The following is a 20,833-nucleotide window of genomic DNA, read 5'->3' on the forward strand; positions in this document are numbered from 1 at the left end:
TGGGCGCGTGGCATCCTCTCCGGCGGACCCCGGCCCCGCCCTCGACCTCGACGCGCTCGTCGGCGCGATCGAGGACTTCAACGCGTACTTCATCCGGCTGCCCTCGGTGAGGCGGCTCAGCTTCTCGACCCTGTCCGTGCTGCACACGCTGGCGGGCAAGGGTCCGATGCGGCTCACCGACCTGACGGCGACGGAACAGCTCAAGCAGCCCGCGCTCACCAGCCTGGTCGCCAGGCTCGAACGGGACGGGCTGGTCTCGCGCCGCCCCGACCCGCGCGACGGCCGCGCCGTCCTGCTGAGCCTCACCGAGGAGGGCAGGGACATCGTCCGCTCCCGGCGCGCCGACCGGGTGGCGCGGGTCGCCCGCCTGGTGGCGCACCTGAGCGAGGACGAGCGCGCGGAGCTGGCCCGGTACGCGGGCGTCCTCGGCCGCCTGACCGAGATCGCCGCGCGTGTCGAAGACTAGGAGGACGGTTCCCTTGACTCGCTCGACTCCCTTCCCGTTGCGCCCCGAGCCGCTGCACGTACCGGACGAGGTGCTCGACGACCTGCGCCGCAGGCTCACCATGACGCGATGGGCGCCGTCCGCCGGGAACGACGACGGCTTCTACGGCGTGCGCGGCGAGTACCTGCGCGAGCTGGTCGCCTACTGGGCCGACGGCTTCGACTGGCGGGCGGCGGAGCAGGCGATCAACGCCTACGAGCACTACCGGGTGGACGTCGGCGGCGTGCCGGTGCACTTCATGCGCAAGCCCGGCGTCGGCCCCGCCCCCGTGCCGCTGATCCTCAGCCACGGCTGGCCCTGGACGTTCTGGCACTGGTCGAAGGTCATCGACCCGCTCGCCGACCCCGGCGCCCACGGCGGGGATCCGGCGGAGGCGTTCGACGTGATCGTGCCCTCACTGCCGGGTTTCGGGTTCTCGGCCCCGCTGGACGGCCGGCCGGACATGAACTTCTGGAAGATCGCCGACGTGTGGCACGAGCTGATGACCGGCGTCCTCGGCCATGACCGGTACGCCGCCGCCGGATGCGACGTCGGGGCGCTGGTCACCGGGCAGCTCGGCCACAAGTACGCCGACGAGCTGTACGCCATCCACATCGGCTCGGCGCAGAAGCTCACCTTCTTCAACGGCGACCGCGCCTGGGACCTGAGCGGCGGCATGCCCATCCCGGACGGCCTGCCCGCCGACGTGCACGCCCGGTTCGTCGAGCTGGACCGGCGGTTCGCGGTGCATCTGGCGGCGCACATGCTCGCGCCGTCCACGCTCGGCCACGGCCTGGCCGACTCCCCCGCCGGCATGCTGGCCTGGATCCTGGAACGCTGGACGAAGTGGTCCGACAACCATGGCGACGTCGAGAACGTCTTCACCAAGGACGACCTGCTCACCCACGCGACGATCTTCTGGGCGGGCAACACGATCGACAGCTCGATCCGCACCTACGCCAACAACAACCGCTACCCCTGGACGCCGTCGCACGACCGGTGGCCGGTCGTCGAGGCGCCCACGGGCATCACGTTCGTCGACTTCGAGAACCCGCCCGGCGTCACGACCGGCGACCAGCGGATCCGCGGCTTCCTCGACGGCGACCGGGCCGCCTGGTACAACCACGCCGGCATCACCTGCCACGCTCGCGGCGGGCACTTCATCCCGTGGGAGATCCCCGACGAGTGGGTCGCAGACCTCCGCCGCACCTTCCGCCCCCACCGCTGACGCCCCCTTCCCGCTGATCCCGCCGAATCCGACGACCGGCCCGGCCCGGACCTGGAACGGTGACAGGCTGCGGGGACGTGGCGGAGCCACCGGCCTCCATCGCCGACCGCAGCCGGCGACGCGCCCGGTGCAGCCGGACGAAGAAGACGGCCTTGGTGCAGCCGAGCACCTCGGCCGCCTCCGCGGTGGACAGGCCGTGCCAGGTGGTCAGGGTCAGCAGTTCCTTGTCGGCCTCGGACAAGGAGGCCGGCGCCCGCAGGACGGCGACCCGCTCGGTGGCTTGTTCGCCCGCGTCGAGGGCGGCCTCCTCGACCCAGGTCCGCAGTTCGGCCTCCAGGGCCTGACGCCGTACGGTCTGCCGGAAGTCGTCGCGCAGGACGTTGCGGGCGACGCGGAAGAGCCACGGCAGCTCGGCGTGGGCCGGAATGTCGTCCAGCCGCCGCCGGGCCACCAGGAAGGTCTCGCTGACCACTTCCTCCGCGAGCTGACGCCCGGCGCGGCCGGCCGCGTAGGCGTACACCCGCGGCCGGTAGGTGTCGTAGAGCACGGTGAAGCGCTCGGGTGGGTCGGGCGAAACCGTGTCCTTCGGTCGCGGATGAGTCGTTCGTAGAACATGTGGTCCGAAGGACGGTCTTCTTACATCCCGGTTCGTATTTCCGGCGAACCGGGCTAGCCGGCGAGGGCCTGGGTGATCTGCCGGGTGGTCTGCGCGGCGACCCTCGGGCTGACGGCGGCGTAGGCGGCGTACGCGTTCAGGCCGGTGGCCAGGGCCCAGCCGCGGCCCCGGGTCCAGGTGGCCTCGTCCACGCCGAGCGCGGCGCGGAAGGCGGCCCGGCTGCCGGCCGACATCAGGGTGAAGGCGATCATCAGGTCGGCGGCCGGGTCGCCGATGCCGAGCCCGCCGAAGTCGATGACCGCGCTGACGCGGCCGCCGACGGTCAGCACGTTGCCGGTGTGGAAGTCGCCGTGGAACCAGACCGGCGCGCGGTCCCAGCCGGGGGCGCTCATGGCCGCGTCCCACAGCCCGGTCATGGCGGCGCGGTCGAACACGCCGCCGAGCGCCGCGATGGCGGCCCGCGTCGCGCGATCCCGGCCCGCCAGCGGCTGCTGGGCGAGGTCGGGACGGGTCTTCAGGGACGGGACGGCCTCGGGCGCGAACCGCTGCAGCGCGACCAGGAACTCCGCCAGCCCCTCGGCGGCCACGGACGAGCCGGCCAGCGCCTCGACGGTGGCCGGCTCGCCCGCCAGCCAGCGGGACACCGCCCACCGCCACGGGTAGCCGAAGCCGGGCTCCCCCACTTCCACCGGCACCGGTACGGCCAGCGGCAACCATGGCGCGAGCCTGGGCAGCCACTCGTGTTCCTTGTCGGCCTGCCCGACGGCGTCGGCGTGGCGGGGCAGCCGGACGGACAATTCGTCGCCCAGCCGGTAGATCACGTGGTCGGAGCCCGCCGGGTCGAGCAGCCGCAGCGGCAGCGCGGCCCACTGCGGGAACTGCGTGTCGACCAGCCTCCTGACCAGGGCGGCGTCGATCGTGGGGCGGGCGGGCGCGGTTCCCGGGACGGCCAAGGACGACTCCAGCGACGGGCCCGCTCCCTGCGGCGGGCGGCCGGACCATCACAGTGCACCGCGAGCCCGCGTGTCGACCCGATTATCGAAGGCCCGCCGCCCGGCGCGAGACCGCGACCCCGTTCAGCACCCGAAGCCTGCTCGAACCCGGCGGGCCCGTGGGGCAGGTTGCGCCTGCCCCACGGGTGTCGCCCGCGTCCGGTACGCGTTCCCGGCGCGGAGCCGCCGGGTCAGCCGGGGCGGTTGCCGGTCGGGATCACGATCTTGGTCTGCGCGCCCTTGGTCAGGTAGAACGTGGTCCACTTCTTGATCATCTCGTCGAGCAGCCAGGCCGCGGCCGGCACCAGCGGCAGCCCGATCACCCCTTCCCTGAACGCCACCAGCAGCGGCCAGGCGGTCTTGACGACCGGGTCCCACAGCGGCTCGCGCGGGATGCCGTTCCAGTCGGCCGCCTGGTTGCCGGTGAGGTACCTGGAGAACGCGTTGACCAGCGGCTTGTCGATGCTCCCCGGGCTGGTCAGCTCCGCGAGCATGTCGCGCAGGATGTCGTTCAGCTCCACGCCCTCCGGCGTCGGCCCCATGTTCCTGGGCAGGACGATGTCCGACTGGGCGTAGGAGGTGTCCCAGGTGGCGGGGATGAACTCGTCCCTGATGCCGAGCATGTGCGCCAGCAGCTGCAACGAGTGCAGGTACGCCGCGGACTCGGCGGCGGAGATGCGCACCTTCCACTCGCGCATCCCGCGCATGGAGTAGGTCGCCAGGGTGTGCCACGTGACCAGCATGTCCTCCTGGCTGATCGGGATGGGCCCCGGCCAGTGGGGGGACGACTTGAGCAGGTGCCGCACGGCCGCGTGCACCAGCCGGGTCTTGACGGACTCGACCACGGCCGTCCCGCCGGGCCCCCAGGCGTTCTGGGGCCTGACCGCGTACGCCAGGACGTTCGTCTTGGCGACCCGGTCCTTCAGGTCGGCGCCGCCCGCGGAGTAGTAGACCGCGCGGGCCTCCTTGGGGATGGCGGTGGCCAGCATGCCGGCCCCGACGATGGTGAGCACGACGATGTAGTTGCCCTTGAGCGCGTGGAACCGCGACGCGGCCTCCAGCTTGCCCTGGTCGGCCCAGGAGGGGAGCTGACGCGCCTGCTCGATGAAGGCCCGCAGGTCGGCCGGCAGCCCGGCGGGCAGCGGCTGGTCGTTGCGGTTCCAGTCGTGGAGCAGCCGGTTGACCTCGGGGATGACCCCGCGGTCGAACAGCGAGGCGAGGAGCGGGTCGGCGACGTCGTCCCACACCCAGCGAGGGTCGGCGCCGGTGCCGGAGCCCGCGACCGAGCCGGCGGCCGGCCACTCCCAGCCGTCGGCGAGGGCCTTGGCCTGGGCCGGGGAGGTGATCCCCAGCGCGCCGAGGGCTCCCAGGGCGGTGCCCGAGATCAGTATCTCGCGCCTGCTCAGCTCTGCCATGCTCTGCACTCCTTCGAGATGGGGGGTCCCGCTCAGGGCAGTCTCGATCGGTTCGCCGGAGATCCACCGAACAGGGAGCGCGTGTCGGCGCCGTCGCCGGAATCACGCCTGCTGAGTTCTCCCACGCCGCTTCCTCCTTCTCGCCCGGGGCCGAGAAGTGGGTGATACTGAGAAACAAACCATGAGTCTGTGTATCATCATGAGAGCACGTTGTGATGGACATCACAAGACCCGCCCCTGAGGCAGAATCGATCCAGGAGGTGATCGTGGACACCGTGCTGTCCGGCTTCATGGCGCCGTCAGGCTCGGAGTCGTTGCTGGAGCGCGCCTTCGTCGACGCCGTCGAACGCGTCGGCGACCCCGACGAGCTGCGGACGCGCATCCTCGACGCGGCCTACGAGCAGTTCTGCCGGATGGGCATCAGGCGCTCCACCATGGAGGACGTCGCACGCCTGGCCAAGGTGTCACGCATCACCGTCTACCGGCGCTTCGACACCAAGGACACGCTGGTCGAGCACGTGGTGCGCCGGGAGTTCCGCCGCTACTTCGACCGGTTCCTCATCGACATCGAGCAGGCGCACACCCCGGCCGACCGGGTGGTCCTCGGCTTCGTCAGCTCGTTGCGGGCCATCCGCGGCAACCCGCTGATCGGCGGCCTCATCGCCACCGAGCCCGATCTGCTCGTGCCGTCCCTGATGACCGACGGCGGCCAGACCCTCGCCACGGTGCGGCAGTTCGTCGCCGGCCAGCTCCGCCGGGAGCAACGCGCGGGCAACGTGTCCGACGGCCTGGACGCCGATCTCGTGGCGGAGATGATGGTGCGCATCTCCACCTCCTTCCTGGCGATCCCCAGCGCCGTCATCGACCTCGACGACGACGGGCAACTCGCCGAGGTGGCCAGGCGCTTCCTGGTGCCCATGCTCCAGCCGCCCGCCTGACCCGCGGGGCTCGGGCTTCACTTCCCGCCGGGGAAGGCGGCGCGCAGCGCGGCGCCGCGGGTGATGACGGCGACGCCGGCCAGGGCCAGCGCCGACAGGCCCTGGAGCACGGCGTACCAGGCCGGGCAGAGGCCGGGGATCAGGTCCACGCCGATGATCGCGATCGGCATGACGGTGGACAGGGTGCGCACCCGGTCGAACGCCTTGTACGACCCCTCCGCGGCGCGGACGGTCATCCGGTGGATCAGCGCGGCCATCGCGACCAGCACGACCCCCCGGACCCACATGAAACCGGACGCCTCGCCGCCGGTGAACGCCATCACCGCGACCACGCCGAGGACGATGACACCGACGGCTCCGAAGAGCGTGACGCACTTCTTCACCGTGGCGAGGGCCTCCTGGGCACGGGCGTCGCCGAGGGCCGTCGTCGCGGTCGTGAGGTCGCCGGTGTTCGTCATGATCTGTCTCCTCCGTGTCGTTGTGGCAGCGAGCTTAGGAAGCACCCGCCGGGCCGGAACATGGGGTTGGCCGTACGGGTGGGTGGGGCTGGCCCCACTTCTGCCGGCGATCCCGTCCCGCCCGTCCCTCTTGACTTATTCTTTTGACCGACATATCTACTTTCCTGAAGGCATTTTCCAGCCACGTAACATTGGCCGATCAGATGAACTCCGAGGCGATTAGGCAATTCGTCTGGGACCATGAATCGCGCGTCGTCGTGTTCAGCCTTTCGCCGACCATCTGAACAGTGGAATGGAAATTCGCGATGTCTCACGCACCGGTTCCCTCCGACGTCTCCGCCGCCCCGTCCGGATCGATGTCAGGGCCGTCCCGGCGGGCCGTCCTGGCCGGTGGCGGCGCCGCGCTCGCCGCCGCGCTGGCCCCGGCCGCACCGGCGCGGGCCCGTGTGGCGCGGGACGCCGGCCGGACGGCCGTCACCTCCGGCACCGACTTCGCCGTCGCGCCCTCGCCCGACGGCCGCCTGCTCGCCCTCGACCTGCTCGGCGTCCTGTGGGTCTGCTCGGCCTCCGGCGGCGCCGCCCGCAGGCTCACCAGCGACCTGTACGACATCGCCCAGCCCGACTGGTCCCCCGACGGCAGGACGATCGTGTTCCAGTCGTACCGCGACGGCGTCTTCGACCTGTGGACGATCCGGCCCGACGGATCCGCGATCAGGAAGCTGACCACCGGCCCGTACGACCACCGCGAGCCCCGCCACAGCCCCGACGGCCGCACCATCGCCTACTCCTCCGACGCGGGCGGCAGCTACGGCATCCACCTCCTCGACGTCGCCACCGGAGCGAGCCGCGTCCTGACCGACGGCTCCGCCGAGGAGTACGAGCCGGCCTGGTCGCCCGACGGAAGCAAGATCGCCTTCGTCGTCGCCGACACCAGGATCGACGTCGTCGAGGTCGCCACCGGCACGCGCGCCACCGCGGTCACGGTGCCCGCCGGGCAGGTCGTCCACCAGCCGTCCTGGCTGCCGAACGGCGCCGACCTCGCCTACCACCACTTCCACTCGGGCGCCAACGACCTGGCCGGCACCGCGGGCGCGCTCGTCACCGGCGAGGAGGTGTTCCCGTTCCGCGCCCGGTTCGCCCCGGACGGACGCTATTACTACACCTCCGCCGGCGCCATCAAGGTCCGCCGCCTCGGCTCCCCCACCGCCGGCACGGTCGGCTTCACCGCCGCGCTGACGACGACCACTCCGAAGTACCGGAAAAAGGTCCGGGTATTCGACCAGCCGGGCTCATTCCCGGTCGTCGGAATCGGCAGCCCGGCCGTTTCGCCGGACGGCTCCCTCATCGCCTTCCGCGCGCTCAACGACATCTATCTCATGCGCGCCGGCGGCATCCCGGAACCGCTTTTCCGGGACCGCTGGTGGAAAGCCGACCCGGATTTCTCCCCCGACGGGCGGCGGCTGGCATTCGTCACCGACCGCACCGGCACGCTCAACGTCTGGGTCCGCGAGCTGGACACCGGCGCCGACCGGCAGGTGACCCGGCTGACCGACTCCGCCGCCCTGTCGGTCCGCTGGTCGCCGGACGGCAGCGAGATCGCCTACCTGGACCAGGACGGCGCCCTGTGGGTCGTGGAGGTCTCCACCGGCGACCGCCAGAAGATCTACGACGCGACCTTCGAGCCGGGCCGCCCGACCTGGTCCCCCGACGGCAGGACGCTGGCGATGGCCGCGGTGGTGCCGTACTCGCGGCGCTACCGGGAGGGGCTGTCCAAGATCCTGCTCGTGGACCGGGCCACCGGCGCCGGCACGTACGTCGACCCCGCGCCCCACCGGTCCCTGCAGACCCGCGGCGACGACGGCCCCGTCTGGTCGCCCGATGGCACGATGCTCGCCTTCGCCATGGAGTCGCTCCTGTGGGTGCTGCCCGTCGACCGGAGCGGCCGGCCCACCGGCGCGGCCCGTCAGGTCACCCGCGAGGTCTCCGACGCCCCCGTCTGGGCCGGCGACTCGGCCACCCTCCTCTACCTGAACGAGGGACGTCTCAAGCGGGCGAGCCTCGACGGGAGGCCCGCCCGGCCGGTCCCGGTGCGGCTGACCTGGCGCAACGACCCCGGCCCCGACCAGGTCGTCATTCACGCTGGCCGCATGTGGGACGGCGTCTCCGGCCGCGTCGTCCGTGACGTCGACATCGTCGTACGGGGCCAGCGCATCGCCGCGATCGAGCCGCACCGGGACGGACGGCCCGGCGACCTGATCGACGCCCGCGACAGGTTCGTCATGCCCGGCCTGATCGACATCCACCACCACCGCGAGATGCAGGGCTACGCCTACGGCTCGCGGCAGGGTCCGCTGTGGCTGGCCCTGGGCGTCACCACCACCCGTTCGCCGGGCTCGCCCGCGTACCACATGGTCGAGGAACGGGAGTCGGTGCAGTCCGGCGCCCGGCTCGCGCCGCGCTACCTGGGCACCGGCGAGGCCATCGACGGGGCGCGCGTCTACTACAACTTCATGCGCCCGACGTACTCGCACGAGCAACTGCGGCTCGAACTGCGGCGGGCCGCCGCCCTCGACTACGACCTGCTGAAGTGCTACGTGCGGCTGCCGGTCGTCTGGCACCGGGAGGTCATCGACTGGGCCCACCGCCAGGGCAAGCCGGTCAGCTCGCACTACCACTACCCGGCGATCGCCATGGGCGGCGACCAGACCGAGCACGTCGGCGCCACCAACCGGTTCGGCTACTCGCGCACCGTCACGAACGTCGGCTCGGCCTACTCCGACGTCATCTCCATGTTCAACGCCTCGAAGATGGCCAGGACCCCCACCCTGTTCACCTCCTCGACCCTGTACCGGGAGGACACCTCGCTGGTCACCGACGAACGGGTGCGCCGGCTCTACCCGAACTGGCGGACGGCCGCGCTCCGGGCGACGGTCACCGCGGCGCAGACGGCCGACCCGGCGGCGGTCCAGGTGGTCCGGACGAACCTCGCCAACCAGGTCGCGCAGCTCACGGCGATGATCCGCGGCGGCGGCGTGGTCACCGCCGGCACCGACGCGCCGATCGACCACCTCGGGCTCAGCCTGCACATGAACCTGCGGGCCATGGTCCGGTACGGCCTGACCCCGCGCGAGACGCTCACCGCCGCGACCAGCACGTCCGGGGCCTACCTGGGCCTCCCGCTGGGCCGGATCGCCCCGGGCATGTACGCCGACCTGGCCATCGTCGACGGCGACCCGCTGTCCCGCATCGAGGACGCGGCCAACGTCACCGCCGTCGTCGTCGGCGGCAGGCACCACACCGTCGAGCAGCTTCTCGCTCCTTACCCGTCCGCCACCACCACCGCCGCCACCGACCAGGGGGCGGCCGCGCCCGCCGGGCGGGTCAAGGCCCGCGTCCCCGTCCATCCGAGCACGGCGGGCCACTGGTGGAACGACCCCGCCCATCTCGCCGAAGCCCGCACCGCCTGCTGCGACGGCCACTGAACAGGCCCCGGCCGCTCATGTCCGCGTAGGTCGGAACATCACGTCGCGCCGGGCGGTCCCCTGCGCATCCAGCCGCGTCCAGGGGCGGGTCGGCGCGGATGTCGGGGGCGTACCTGCTGCGGGTCAGGCCGTCCGGATCAGGACGTCGGAATGGCCGTACGGCTGATCAAGGTCGGCCGTTCGGCCGATCAAGGTCAATCGCACGGCCCCCTAGCGTCGGTGCCGACATCATCAGAAAAAGGGGCCTTCTGTGCGTGCACGAAAGATCGTCACAGCCGTCGCCGCGAGCGCGACCCTGATGGCGGGGATGGCGGGGATGGCGGTCACCGGCCAGGCGTCGGCGGACGTCAGGCGTGACAGCGGGACCGACGCCCTGGCGACGTTCCACCGCCAGACGCCGACCTGGCACCGCTGCGCGACCGGTCCGGCCGACGACGCCGGCGCGGCTCTGGACGCGGCGGGCGCCCAGTGCGCCGAGGTGACCGTTCCGCTGGACTACCGCAGGCCCCGGGGGCGGACCGTGTCGGTGGCGATCTCACGGATCAAGGCGGCCGATCCCGGCGCGCGCCGGGGCGTCCTGCTGATCAATCCCGGCGGTCCGGGCGGGAGCGGGCTGCGACAGCCGCTGCTCGGCAGGCTCATGCCCGCCGTCGCGGCCCGTTACGACCTGATCGGGATGGATCCGCGCTTCGTCGGCCGCAGCACGCCGATCCGCTGCCGGTGGACGACCGACACCCCCACCCGATCGGCCGGCCCGACCCGCCGCACGTTCGCCGAGAGCGCCACCCTCATGAAGGAGCTGGCCGCCGGATGCGTCCAGGGCAACCGTGACCTGCTGCCGCACGCCTCCACCCGCAACACCGCCCGTGACATGGACGTCATCCGCGCCGCGCTCGGCGAGCCCAGATTGTCCTACCTCGGCTACTCCTACGGCACCTACCTGGGCGCCGTCTACGCGCAGCTGTTCGGCGACCGCGCCGACCGGTTCGTGCTGGACAGCGCGGTGGACCCGGACGTCTACGGCCCCGACCTGCTGTCCGCGACCGGCCCGGCGATCGACGCCGCGCTGAGGCACTGGGCCTCCTGGGCCGCCGCCCGCGACTCCGAGTACGGCCTGGGCGCCACCGAGGCCGACGTCCTGGCCACCGTGGAGCGGGTGAACCGGGCCGCGGCCCACCGTCCGCTGCGCGTCGGCGGGTACCGGATCGATGCCCACCACGTCCCCTACCTGCTGTTCATCCGCCTCTACGACGACAGCGCCGAGGCGTACGCGAGCTTCGCCGCGGAGGTGCGGACGCTGGCCCGCGCCGCCCGCGGCGACGCGGTCACGGTCCCGGCGTCGTTGAAGGAGACGCTCGACGGCCTGTTCACCGGGTCGGGGTCGGCCGAGGACCGGGCGGGCACCCCGATCCTCTGCGCGGACCGGGCCGCCTCCCGCGACCTGGAGTCCTACTACCGCGACATCCAGGCCCACCGCGCGGACGAGCCGCTGTTCGGGCCGATGACCCGCAACCTCGGCCCCTGCTCCTTCTGGCCGGCCGCGCCCGTGGAGGCGCCCACCGCGCTCGGCAACGACGTCCCGCTGCTGGTCGTCGGGGCCGAGGGCGACCCCGTCACCCCCTTCCCCGGCCAGCGGTCCATGCACCGGGCGCTGACCGGCTCGCGCATGATCACCCTGCGCGGCGCCTACCGCCACGGCGCCTACCTCGCCGCGGGCGACGCCTGCGTGAACGCCACCGTCAACCGGTACCTGGTGGACGGCGTCCTGCCCGCCGAGGACACCACCTGCGACGGGACCGGCCGGGGATGAACCCGGCCGCGGATCGATCGGCGGGCTGACCCCGCCGGAGGTCAGCCGGAGCGGGCGCGCCGGCAGCGGTCCAGCTCGGCGCGCAGGTCGCGGCGGAGCGCCCGGTCCAGGCCCGGCTGGGCGAGCGCGTCGGTGAAGTCGCGGGCCGCCTCCTCCCAGCGGCCGAGCCGGGCCAGCGCGGTGCCCCGGTTGTAGCGCGGCTCGGGCGCGGGCGACAGGGCCACCGCCCGGTCCAGGTCGGCCACGGCGGCGGTCACCTCACCGCGTTCGAAGCGGACGGCGGCGCGATTGGTCCACGCCTCGACCAGCGTCTCGTCGCCCTCCAGAGCCTGGGTGAACAGGTCCTCGGCCGGTTCGCCGCGCTCGGAACGGATCAGGCCGAGCGTGCACAGCAGCGCGGGGTCCTTGGGGGCCAGTTCGAGGCCGGCCAGCGCGTCCCGTTCGGCGGCGTCGAGCGCGCCGCGCTCCAGGTGGGCGTTGACCAGGGCGATCCGGGCGTCCAGGTGGCCGGGGTCGATGGCGAGCGCGTGCTCCAGGTCCTCGCGGGCCCGGTCGTCGCGGCCGCGTTCCAGGTGCAGCACGGCGCGGTTGTAGTAGGCCTCGGGCAGGTGCGGTCCCAGGCTGATGGCGGTGCCGTAGTCCTTGATCGCGGCTTGGACGCGACCGGCCGCCCGGTGCAGGGCGGCCCGGTCCACGTAGTACTCGCTGTTGTCCGGGTCGTGGGCGATCACGCTGTCCAGGTCGGCCAGGGCCCGCTCCGGGTCGCCGAGCGCCAGGTACACCTGGGCGCGGTTGTGCCGCAGGCGGGCCAGGTGCTGCGCGTGCTCGCCCGGCGCGAGCACCGCGGTCAGCCTGGCCAGCCCGTCGTCGACCAGCCGCAGCGCCCGGTCGGGCGCGCCCGCCTTGGCGTCCAGCAACGCCAGGCCCTGCTCGTAGAAGACGGTGGAGATCACCTGGTGACGCGGGTCGTCCAGGCTCTGCGCCAGGTCGAGCGCCTGTTCCAGCCAGTGCCGGGCCTGCGCGGGGTCCTGGCGGGCGGCCGGGAGGTGGCGGGCGTACAACATGGCGGTGGCGTACGCGGCGGACATGTTGATCTTCGGGTCGCCGGTGGCGGCGCGGGCCTCGTCGTAGAGATCGAGCGCCTCCTCGGCGCGCTCCAGCGCCGCCAGCGCGGTGGCCAGGCCGGTGGTGCAGGCCCACCATTGCCGCAGGTCGCCGTCCGGGGTGACGAGGGCGCGTCCGTGGGCGGCGACGCGGGCCGCGTGGTGGTAGAAGCCGCGGGCCAGGCCGTCGCCGAGGGCGGCGCGGACGGCGTCCGAGGCCGTGGGGAGCGGCGGCGGCTCAGCGGGACCGTCGGCACGCGGGTCCAGGCGCAGCGGGGTGGCGGCGGTCCGCGGGACCAGGACGTCCAGCAGCTCGGCGGTGGTCTCGTCGGCGTTCGCGACGTGGTCGAAAGTGACGGTGACCGGGCGGCGGAGGGTGCCGGCCCAGGCGGCGGCGAACTCGGCGGCGCCGTACGCCAGGCAGGCGGTGCGGCGGGCGGGGTGGAACCTGATCGGCTCCTCCTCGGCGGCCGGCCGCGCCGTGCGGTCGAGCCAGGGGGCGATCGCGTACAGCTCGACCCGATGGCGGGCGGCCAGGCGGGGACGGTCGGCGGCGATCGTGGCGAGGAATCCGGCGACCCCGGCGTAGGGCCCGTGGCCGCGATGGCAGTCGTAGCGGTTCACGGCCGCACCGGGAACCGCAGGGGCGGGCACCCGAGAGCGCCCGCCGTCTCGGCACCTACCAGCACCACTCGATCCAGAGCCGGCGGGCCCCGGCCATCAGGCGCTGCGTGCTCTTGCGGCGGATGGTCATCTTCTTCATGGGCGCCTCCCAGGGGGTGATCCATTTCAGGATGCCCAGAGCATAAACCGGCTTGTCCGAAATGAGTAGACCATCCGGAATTAAAGATGATCTGGCCTCAGGATCGGCGGAAGGCGGCACGGAGATCTTGTCGGTGGCGCGATCTATCGTCCCGGCCATGACTTCAGCGACGCAGGCGTACACGTACGCCGCGCCCTCCTCGCTCATCGACGGTCGCCTCGGGCTCGCGACCTCCGGCGGCCGTGCCCTGTCCGGCCCCGCCGTGGCCCCCCGCTTCTTCAGCGGCGTGGTGACCCAGGCCGCCCCCGCCGCGGCGGCCCTGCTCGGCGTCGCCGACGTGGCGCTGGCCCGCTACCACCAGCCGCAGGAGCGACCCGGCTGGGTGCGCGACCCGGTGGTGACGTGCAACGGCGACCGCCTGCGCTTCGAGTCGTTCTCCGCCTGCGGCGGCGTGTACGCCCGGCTCGACCTGCTGCAGGGCGCGCTCGACGGCGAGGTCTTCGACCGGGGCACCACCAACGTCGACGTGAACGCCCCGCTGCGGGAGGCGCTGGCGCGCATCGGCGCGCGCGACCCGCTGCACCTGGGAGTGGGCCTCGACGAGCTGGTCGTGACCACGACGGACGGCGCGGTGGTGGAGAAGAAGGTGCCGCTACCCGAGCGCTGGCTGCGCGGGTTCGCCGAGGTGCAGGTCATCGCCTCGGGCATGGACCAGCGCGGCGAGCTGGCCGGCATGGCGGCGGTGCGCTTCCTGCGCGGGCTGCCCAGGAAGGGCACGGTGTGGGTGGCCCAGGTGGGGCGCGACCTGAAGGTCTCCGACCGCCCGGTCGCCGGATCCGTCCAGCTCGCCGGCCCCAACCGGCTCGCCACCCTGCTGCCGCTGCTCCGCTTCGCCAAGGCCCTGCGGGTGTACGGCCCGTCCGACGCCGCCTCCAGCGCCTGGGAGCTGGAGTTGCCGGGCATGCGCTACACGCTCACCCTGTCGCCCGAGCGCTGGCGCGGCTTCTCCGGCGAGGGCGCGGTGCTCGACGACCTGGCCACCGACGAGGCCGAGAACGACGCCGACGTGGTCGGCATGCTGCTCAACTTCGAGCCCGAGGTCGAGATCGGCCTGCTGGCCGACCGCGCCGGCATCCCCGCCGACCGGGTGCGGGCCGCGCTGACGCAGCTCGGCGTCGCCGGCCGGGTCGGCTACGACCTGGCCGAGGCCGCCCACTTCCACCGCGAGCTGCCCTACGACAAGGACAACGTGACCGTGCTCAACCCGCGGCTGGCCAAGGCGCGCAGCCTCGTCGAGGCGGGCGCCGTGCGGCTCGACGGCGAGTCGGCCACCGTCCGCACCGCGGGCGGCACGCGTCAGGTCTCGCTGGCCGACGGCTCCTGCACGTGCGAGTGGTGGTGGGACCACCGCGGCTCCCGCGGCCCGTGCAAGCACGTGCTGGCCGCCCGGATCGTCGCCCGCGCCGCCGTGGAGGTCTCCCGATGACCACCTGGACGGAGATCCGCGACCTCGTCGTCCGCAACGAGTCCGGCCGCCTGGCCGACCGGCTGGTCACGCTGACCGAGCAGGAGCGCGCCGAGCTGGCCGGGCAGCTGCCCGGCCTGGTCAAGGAGCTGCGCCGGGTCCGGACCGAGCAGGTGCGCGCCGAGTACCCCGACGACTTCGGGGGGATGGCCTCCTGGGAGGTCGAGAAGCTGTTCACCGGCATCGCCAGGGCGCTGCTGGTGGCCGGCGTCGGGCTCATCACCGGCCCGGCCGCCGCTGTGACGTGGATGACCGGCCGCGCCGTCAACCGCCGCTGGGGGCCGTCCATCAGGGTCGACCAGGTGTGCCGGGTGGCGGCCGCCCGTCCGCCGGAATGGCGCCGGGACGTCGCGGTCCGGCTGGCCCGGCGGGTGCGCCGTCCCGCCGACCGCATCGCGCCGCTGGCCCTGGAGCTGCTGCGCCAGTCCGGCGCGGTGCCGCCCGACCACGACCCGCTGGTGGCCGCCTGGCTGTTCCAGCCGACCGTGCCCGACGACCCGCTGGCCCCCGTGCTGCTGCCCCGGGTCTTCGACGCCGACGGCGCCGGCCGCGTCCTGCGGGAGGAGTCGCTGCAGCCCCGGCCCTCCCGCTGGCTGGCCGCCGTCGCCCGCGAGATCCCCAGGGAGCAGGCCCTCGACGGTTGCGTGAGCCGGTTCCTGCGCGGCGGCGAGCAGCAGGACCTGCGGTTCTTCGTCCGGCTGCACACGCTGCTCGACCCCACGCCCGCGGAGTCGGCTGCCCGCCTGCGCGACTACCTGCGGTTGTTGCCGTCCGCGCCGGGCACGGTCGCCGAGTCGGCCGCCGCGCGGGTGCGCGCCGCGATGCCGCTCGACCACGCCGACCTGGTCGAGGCGGTCGACGCGCTCACCTTCCGGGCCGAGGCCAAGCTCGCCGCCACCGGGCTGCGCTGGCTCGACCAGGCGATCCGGGCCACGCCGGAGACCGCCGCCGACTTCGTCGCCGCGCTGACCACGGCGTACGCGCACACGTCCTTCGAGGTGCGCAACCGCGCGGTCGAACTGACCCTCAAACACGCCGGCCTGCTCGCCGACCACGCCGAGGCGATCCTCGACGCCGTCCGCGACCTGCCCGCCGACCTGGGCGCGAAGCTGGCCGGGCGGTTCGGCGGGGAGACCCCGGTCGAGGAACTGCTGGAGCCCAAGGAGTTCCCGCCGCTGCCCGAGCCCGCGCAGGCGCTGCCCTTCCCCGAGCCGTCGATCTTCCCCGGCGGGCACGAGCCCTGGATCGACGAGGAGCGCTGGCTGGCGGCCTTCGTCACCGGCGTCGCCGACGACCGGGCGGAGCTGCGCCGCAGGCTCGCCCCCCACGTCGAGCAGGTCCACGTCGCGCAGGCCCACGTCGAGCAGGCCCACGGCCGCCGGAGGCTCAAGGACGTGTGCCTCGATCCCGGCGAATGGCGGGCGGCGCTGGCCGCGGAGCTCGTCACGCCCGGCAGCGTGCCGGAGCTCCCGCCGATCCAGCCGGAGAGGTTCTGGGAGCGCGCCGCCCACTCCGTGGGAGTGCGCGTCATCCCCCGCGGGCAGGAGCCCGGCCAGGAGCCGCCGACCGGGCCGATCATGGTGGGCGGCGGCCGCCGGCCCGGCCGCTTCCTCGACGACGACGCCCCGCTGCGGGCCTTCTCCATCACCTGGACCAGCGACGAAGGTCCCGCCAAGGCGCTGGTCCGCGAGGGCGACCAGGAGATCCCCTTCGCCGGTGGCCGGATCCGGCTGAACGAACCCGATGATCGCCCGGTGCGCAAGAGGCCCGGCGTCCTGTACGACGACTCCGTGGAGGCCATGCCGTACCACCTCCTCGACCGCGCCTACGACGAGATGACCGCGCTCGGCGTGGACCCGGCCCGGATCGCGGCGATGCGACTGGGGGAACCGGTGCCCCCGCCGGGCCCGGACGAGCCGCTCGCGCGGGTGACCGTCGTGTTCGTCCCGCCGCGGCGGCGTTCGTACCTGCCCGAGGCGCTGTCCGAGCAGGACGAGTGGCGGCGGCGCAACCGCCTGCCCCGCACCGGTCGGGTCGCCCCGCTCCACGACTTCCTGCTGCACCGCTACGCCGAGCTCGCCGCGGCCCTCCGCGCGGACGCCCTCCCGCCGGTGCTGCTGGCCACCCCGACCTGGACGAGCGGCCACCTCGACCCCGACGTGCTGGTCGGCCGGCTGGAGACGTGCGCCGCCGCCGGGGTGGAACCGCTCCCCGCCGACCTGGCGCAGGCGCTGCTGCGGCTGCCGCGGGGCCGCCATCCGGCGGCGGCCGAGCGGGCCGCCAAGGTCGAGTCGGAGGCGGCGCGGTCGGCCGCCCGCTGGCTCGCCGGTGACGGCATGGCCGACCCCGGGTGCGGCCACGGGTGGCGGCACATGGTCCACGCGTCCATGGTCGAGTTCGGCGACGGCGACCCGGAGCACTTCACCGAGGTCAGGCTGCGGCCCGTGCTGCGGGTGACGGCCCCGACCGGCCATCGGCTGATCGACGAGGTGGTGCTGCGGGAGCCGTCCGACCGGGCGGGCAGCGAGTCCGGCCACACTCTGGGGGCGTGGCCCGCCGTTCTGCCCTCCCACCGCGAGGTCGTGGCCGTCAACTTCCTGCCCTACCTGTTGCAGGGCCACTGGGGCGTCTGGCGGGCTCCGGCGGAGATCATCGGCCTGGAGCTCGCCCAGGGGCCGATGGGTGAGTCCACGGCGCTGATCCTCGCCTTCCTCCTGGCCGGCGGCGTGCCCGGCATGATCCCGCTGGTCCTGCGCATGGCCGCCAGGGGCGAACTGCCCGCCGAGGAGATGGGCCGTCAGCTCGCGCTGGTGCTGCGCCGCACCTGGCAGGAGACCACCTCCGCCATCGCGGCCCTGACCCGGCTGGCCGAGGCCGGCGGCCACCACGAGGTGTGGCGCGTCATGCGGGCCCTGCTGCCCGAGATGTCGCCCGGCGAGAGGCGGCGCGTCACCGTGAGCCACACCCGGCTCGTCGCCCTCGCCACCGACGTGGCCCTCTGGACCGGCGCGCGAGGGGAGATCCCGGTCGTCGCCGAGTTCGCGGGCGGCCGCCGGACGACCCGCTTCGTCCACGCCTGCCGCCGCCTGCACGCCCAGCTCACCGGAGCCACGTCATGACCGCCGATGACGTCCGCGCCGAGATCAGGCGCCTCGTGCTCGCCCGCGACACCGAGCGGCTGGCCGCACGGTTGCCGGACCTCACCGGCGCCGAGCGGGCCGCCGTCGCCGCCGAGCTGCCGGGCCTGCTCGACGAGCTGCGCCCGCGACTGCTGGCCGCCCGCTGGAACGCCTTCGACCAGCTCACCAGTCACTCCGAGGCGCTGATGATGGTGGGCGCGGCGACCGTTCCCGGCCCGGCCGGCGCGGCCACCTGGCTGATGAAGCGCGACCTCGACCCGGGAACGTCCGGCGCGCCGAGCCCGCACCGGCTGGTCAGGGCGGTCTCCGGCCGCCCGGCGGCCTGGCGGGCCGATCTGGCGGTCCGGCTCGCGCGCCGCGTCCGCCGTCCCGACGACCGGGTCGTGCCGCTGGCGCTGGCGCTGCTGCGCGACGGCCCGGTTCCCCCGCCCGACCACGAGCCGCTGGTGGCGGCCTGGTTGTCGGCGGCGACCGTGGCCGACGACCCGCTGACGCCCCACCTGCTTCCGCGGATCTTCGAGGCGGCCGGCGCGGGCCGGGCGCTGGCCGACGAGCAGCTCACCCCCGAGCCGTCCCACTGGCTGGCCCTGACCGGCCGCGCGCTGCCGCGCGAGCAGGTCATCGCGGGCTGCGTGCGCCGTTTCCTGCTCGGCGGCGACGCGCGTGACCTGCGCTTCTTCGTCCGGCTGCACACGCTGGTGGCGCCCACGCCGGCGGAGTCGGCCGGACGGCTGCGCGACTACCTGCGGCTGCTGGCCACCGCGCCGGGCCCGGTGGCCGAGCTGGCCTGGCGGCAGGCGCGCGCGGCCCGGCTCGACCCGGCGGACGTCGCCGAGGCCGTCGAGTCGATGACCTTCCGCCCGGAGGCCGGTCTCGCGGTGAAGGGCCTGACCTGGCTCGACCGTGCCCTCGGCCCTCACCCGGAACGGGTGAACGACCACGTCAGGGCGCTGACCAACGCGTACGGGCACGCCTCCCACGAGGTGCGCGACCGCGCGGTCGCCCTCACACTCAAGCACGCCGGTCACGTCACCGACCCCACAGCGCTCCTGGAGGGGGCCGAACTGCTGCCCCCGGCCTCGGCCCGGCGGCTCCACGAGCGCTTCGGCGCGGGCCGGACCGGCGACTTCACCCCTGGCCGGCTGCCCGAGGCCACCGTGCCCGGCCCGTTCCCGGTCCGCGGCCCGGAGGCCGGCCCGCCGGCGGAGGCAGGCTGGATCGCCGTCGAGGCGTGGCTGGCGGCGGTCGTGCGGGAGGCCCACGCGAACCCCGGCCCCCTGCGCGAGACGCTGGCCCAGCGGTTCGGCGAGGAGCTGCGGCCGGTGCTCTACGACATGCCGGTGTGGGAGTCGCCGCGCGACTGGTGCACCGCGCTGGCCAGGGAGCTGGTCAACCCGGGCGAGGATCCGGGGCCGCCCGGCTCGCGTCCGCCGCGGGAGTGGCCGCCGTACCGGAGCACGCCCGGCGACGTCGGGCAGGCCCTGTACGACGGCATGGTGAACCTCGCGGCCACGGCCTTCCGGCTGCTCCCCGGCCTGCGCACGATGCTCCCGCTGCACGACCTGCCCGACGACGTGCAGGAGGAGCTGCTGCGGACGGACGACGTCGAGACCGATCTCTACGACCCCGGCGCCCGACCGGCGCCCGCCGAGTGGTGCCGCCTCCCCCGCCCGGAGGGACGCGCCGGCCTCTATGCCTTCCTGCTGTCCCGCCTCGACGAGCTGCTGCGCGCCGCGAAGGCCGGAGCCCTGCCCCCGGTCCTGCTGGCCACGCCCACCCGCGCCGACGGCCACCTCGACCCCGAGACCCTGCTCACCCGCCTGGCCGGGTGCGCGCGCTCCGGCCGCGAACCGCTGCCGTTCGACCTGGCGCAGGCCCTGCTGCGGCTGCCGCCCGATCCGGCCCCCGACCTGGCCGAACGGGCGCGGGGCATCGGCTCGGAGGCCGCCGCCACGGTGGCCCGCCGGCTCGGGCGCGGTGCGCCCCCGCCGCCGCGGGTCGAGGTGGCCTGGACCCCCGACCTCGGCTCGGCGCCCCACGAGCAGGTCCCCGACCGGCGCGGGATCGCCGCCGTGAGCTGGCCGCCTGCCGAGCCCACCGGCCTCGCCCGCGTCGACGCCCTGCTGGCCGCGCCCGCCGGGAGAGGCTTCTCCCGGCGCGGGTCACGTGACTTCTGGACGGGCATGACGCCCCATCACCGGGAGCTCGCGGCGGCCCATCTGGCGCTCTGCCTGCTCGACTACTCGGTCCCGCCCGGCGTCGACGACCTGCGCGGCCTGGCGCTGGCCGGAGGGGAGTCCGGTCCGGCCACGGCCCTGGTCCTGGCCTTCGTGCTCACCGCGGAGGGCGACGACGCGGTGCCCCCGCTGCTCGAACTGGTGGCCAAGGGCGCGCTGCCCGCCGCCGAGACGGGCCGTGCGCTGGGCATGCTGAGCCGCCGCGGCGGCGTGGGGGCCGACCTCGCCCTGCCGTCACTGGAGCTGGCCGCCCGGCAGGGCGCGCACGCCGAGGTGTGGACGATCCTGCGCCACTTCCTGGCCGTCTTCCTGCCGCGCGGGGGCGAGCGGGCCCGGCGTGCGCACACCGACGCCGTCGTGCTGGCCACGGACGTCGCCATGTGGGCCGGGGCGCGCGGCGAGATCCCGGAGGTGGCCGCCCACGCGGCCAAACGCGGCTCGACCGCGCTCACCCGCGCCTGCCGCGGCCTGCACCAGGCGCTGACCCAGGAGCCCTGAACCGGCACTGAACGGCCCTGAACGGCCCTGAACCGGCCCGGCGCCGCTCCCGCCGACCAAGCCGTACCGTGAAGGGGGGTTCGCCGTCCTTCAGTACGCGGAAGCGCAGCGCCGACCACGTCTCGTCCACCGCGACCTGGCCGT

Annotated in this window: 14 protein-coding genes; 8 read left to right on the top strand and 6 right to left on the bottom strand. The window is 74.1% G+C overall.

The genetic code is table 11. The features are described from left to right. The first annotated feature begins 7 nt into the window (after window positions 1-7). Together AB0C33_RS34660 and AB0C33_RS34665 are read left to right on the top strand one after the other, a co-directional pair. Entirely contained in the window at window positions 8-466 is a 459-nt protein-coding gene (locus AB0C33_RS34660) for a MarR family transcriptional regulator (protein ID WP_358295043.1), read from the top strand. A 13-nt stretch (window positions 467-479) separates the two neighbouring features. Continuing rightward, window positions 480-1,712: an epoxide hydrolase family protein gene (locus AB0C33_RS34665; protein WP_358295045.1), complete on the top strand. Its 1,233-nt coding sequence runs from the start codon at window positions 480-482 to the stop codon at window positions 1,710-1,712. On the opposite strand, the gene AB0C33_RS34670 is transcribed toward AB0C33_RS34665, so the two are convergent. The 3 genes from AB0C33_RS34670 to AB0C33_RS34680 all read right to left on the bottom strand — a co-directional run bounded on the left by AB0C33_RS34670 (window position 1,645) and on the right by AB0C33_RS34680 (window position 4,735). Next, window positions 1,645-2,259 carry an RNA polymerase sigma factor gene (locus AB0C33_RS34670; protein ID WP_358295047.1) on the bottom strand — a complete coding sequence of 205 codons (615 nt, stop codon included), beginning with the start codon at window positions 2,257-2,259 and terminating at the stop codon, window positions 1,645-1,647. The genes AB0C33_RS34665 and AB0C33_RS34670 overlap by 68 nt on opposite strands. Before the next feature lie 122 nt (window positions 2,260-2,381). Then, window positions 2,382-3,281, bottom strand: coding sequence for an aminoglycoside phosphotransferase family protein (locus tag AB0C33_RS34675; RefSeq protein WP_358295049.1), 900 nt, complete (start codon window positions 3,279-3,281; stop codon window positions 2,382-2,384). Between the two features lie 230 nt (window positions 3,282-3,511). Then, complete coding sequence (locus AB0C33_RS34680) at window positions 3,512-4,735, bottom strand: oxygenase MpaB family protein (protein ID WP_358295051.1); 1,224 nt, start codon at window positions 4,733-4,735, stop codon at window positions 3,512-3,514. Window positions 4,736-5,025: 290 nt separating this feature from the next. Here AB0C33_RS34680 and AB0C33_RS34685 point away from each other — a divergent pair, with 290 nt between their 5' ends. Further along, window positions 5,026-5,673 (top strand): TetR/AcrR family transcriptional regulator, encoded by a 648-nt coding sequence (locus AB0C33_RS34685; protein WP_358295072.1) that lies wholly within the window; start codon window positions 5,026-5,028, stop codon window positions 5,671-5,673. Between the two features lie 17 nt (window positions 5,674-5,690). Here AB0C33_RS34685 and AB0C33_RS34690 read toward each other — a convergent pair whose 3' ends face one another. After that, on the bottom strand, window positions 5,691-6,131 hold the full coding sequence (locus AB0C33_RS34690) for a hypothetical protein (protein ID WP_358295053.1): 441 nt from the start codon (window positions 6,129-6,131) through the stop codon (window positions 5,691-5,693). Between the two features lie 305 nt (window positions 6,132-6,436). Here AB0C33_RS34690 and AB0C33_RS34695 point away from each other — a divergent pair, with 305 nt between their 5' ends. Both AB0C33_RS34695 and AB0C33_RS34700 read left to right on the top strand, forming a co-directional pair. Beyond that, window positions 6,437-9,613 (top strand): amidohydrolase family protein, encoded by a 3,177-nt coding sequence (locus AB0C33_RS34695; protein ID WP_358295055.1) that lies wholly within the window; start codon window positions 6,437-6,439, stop codon window positions 9,611-9,613. Window positions 9,614-9,863: 250 nt separating this feature from the next. Beyond that, a complete protein-coding gene (locus AB0C33_RS34700; RefSeq protein ID WP_358295057.1) occupies window positions 9,864-11,423 on the top strand; it encodes an alpha/beta hydrolase in 1,560 nt (519 codons plus the stop codon). 41 nt (window positions 11,424-11,464) lie between these two features. Here AB0C33_RS34700 and AB0C33_RS34705 read toward each other — a convergent pair whose 3' ends face one another. Both AB0C33_RS34705 and AB0C33_RS34710 read right to left on the bottom strand, forming a co-directional pair. Next, the gene (locus AB0C33_RS34705; RefSeq protein WP_358295059.1) at window positions 11,465-13,150 is read right to left on the bottom strand and encodes a tetratricopeptide repeat protein; all 1,686 of its coding nucleotides are present in this window, start codon (window positions 13,148-13,150) and stop codon (window positions 11,465-11,467) included. A 55-nt stretch (window positions 13,151-13,205) separates the two neighbouring features. After that, window positions 13,206-13,472, bottom strand: coding sequence for a hypothetical protein (locus tag AB0C33_RS34710; protein ID WP_358295061.1), 267 nt, complete (start codon window positions 13,470-13,472; stop codon window positions 13,206-13,208). On the opposite strand from AB0C33_RS34710, the gene AB0C33_RS34715 reads away from it, so the two are divergent. Genes AB0C33_RS34715 through AB0C33_RS34725 form a run of 3 tightly spaced genes read left to right on the top strand, consistent with a single transcriptional unit; the run spans window position 13,447 to window position 20,689 of the window. Further along, window positions 13,447-14,775 (top strand): SWIM zinc finger family protein, encoded by a 1,329-nt coding sequence (locus AB0C33_RS34715; protein WP_358295063.1) that lies wholly within the window; start codon window positions 13,447-13,449, stop codon window positions 14,773-14,775. The genes AB0C33_RS34710 and AB0C33_RS34715 overlap by 26 nt on opposite strands. After that, complete coding sequence (locus AB0C33_RS34720; protein WP_358295065.1) at window positions 14,772-17,933, top strand: hypothetical protein; 3,162 nt, start codon at window positions 14,772-14,774, stop codon at window positions 17,931-17,933. Before AB0C33_RS34715 ends, AB0C33_RS34720 begins: the two co-directional genes overlap by 4 nt. Further along, window positions 17,930-20,689 carry a hypothetical protein gene (locus tag AB0C33_RS34725; protein ID WP_358295067.1) on the top strand — a complete coding sequence of 920 codons (2,760 nt, stop codon included), beginning with the start codon at window positions 17,930-17,932 and terminating at the stop codon, window positions 20,687-20,689. Before AB0C33_RS34720 ends, AB0C33_RS34725 begins: the two co-directional genes overlap by 4 nt. Window positions 20,690-20,833: the final 144 nt, after the last annotated feature.

Source organism: Nonomuraea sp. NPDC048881, assembly GCF_040649795.1.
Lineage (GTDB): Bacteria > Actinomycetota > Actinomycetes > Streptosporangiales > Streptosporangiaceae > Nonomuraea.

Coding starts and splice junctions, on each gene's coding strand:
- AB0C33_RS34680 (WP_358295051.1), bottom strand. CDS start 4,735: ATGGCAGAGCTGAGCAGGCGCGAGATACTGATCTCGGGCACCGCCCTG.
- AB0C33_RS34685 (WP_358295072.1), top strand. CDS start 5,026: ATGGCGCCGTCAGGCTCGGAGTCGTTGCTGGAGCGCGCCTTCGTCGAC.
- AB0C33_RS34690 (WP_358295053.1), bottom strand. CDS start 6,131: ATGACGAACACCGGCGACCTCACGACCGCGACGACGGCCCTCGGCGAC.
- AB0C33_RS34695 (WP_358295055.1), top strand. CDS start 6,437: ATGTCTCACGCACCGGTTCCCTCCGACGTCTCCGCCGCCCCGTCCGGA.
- AB0C33_RS34715 (WP_358295063.1), top strand. CDS start 13,447: ATGACTTCAGCGACGCAGGCGTACACGTACGCCGCGCCCTCCTCGCTC.
- AB0C33_RS34720 (WP_358295065.1), top strand. CDS start 14,772: ATGACCACCTGGACGGAGATCCGCGACCTCGTCGTCCGCAACGAGTCC.
- AB0C33_RS34725 (WP_358295067.1), top strand. CDS start 17,930: ATGACCGCCGATGACGTCCGCGCCGAGATCAGGCGCCTCGTGCTCGCC.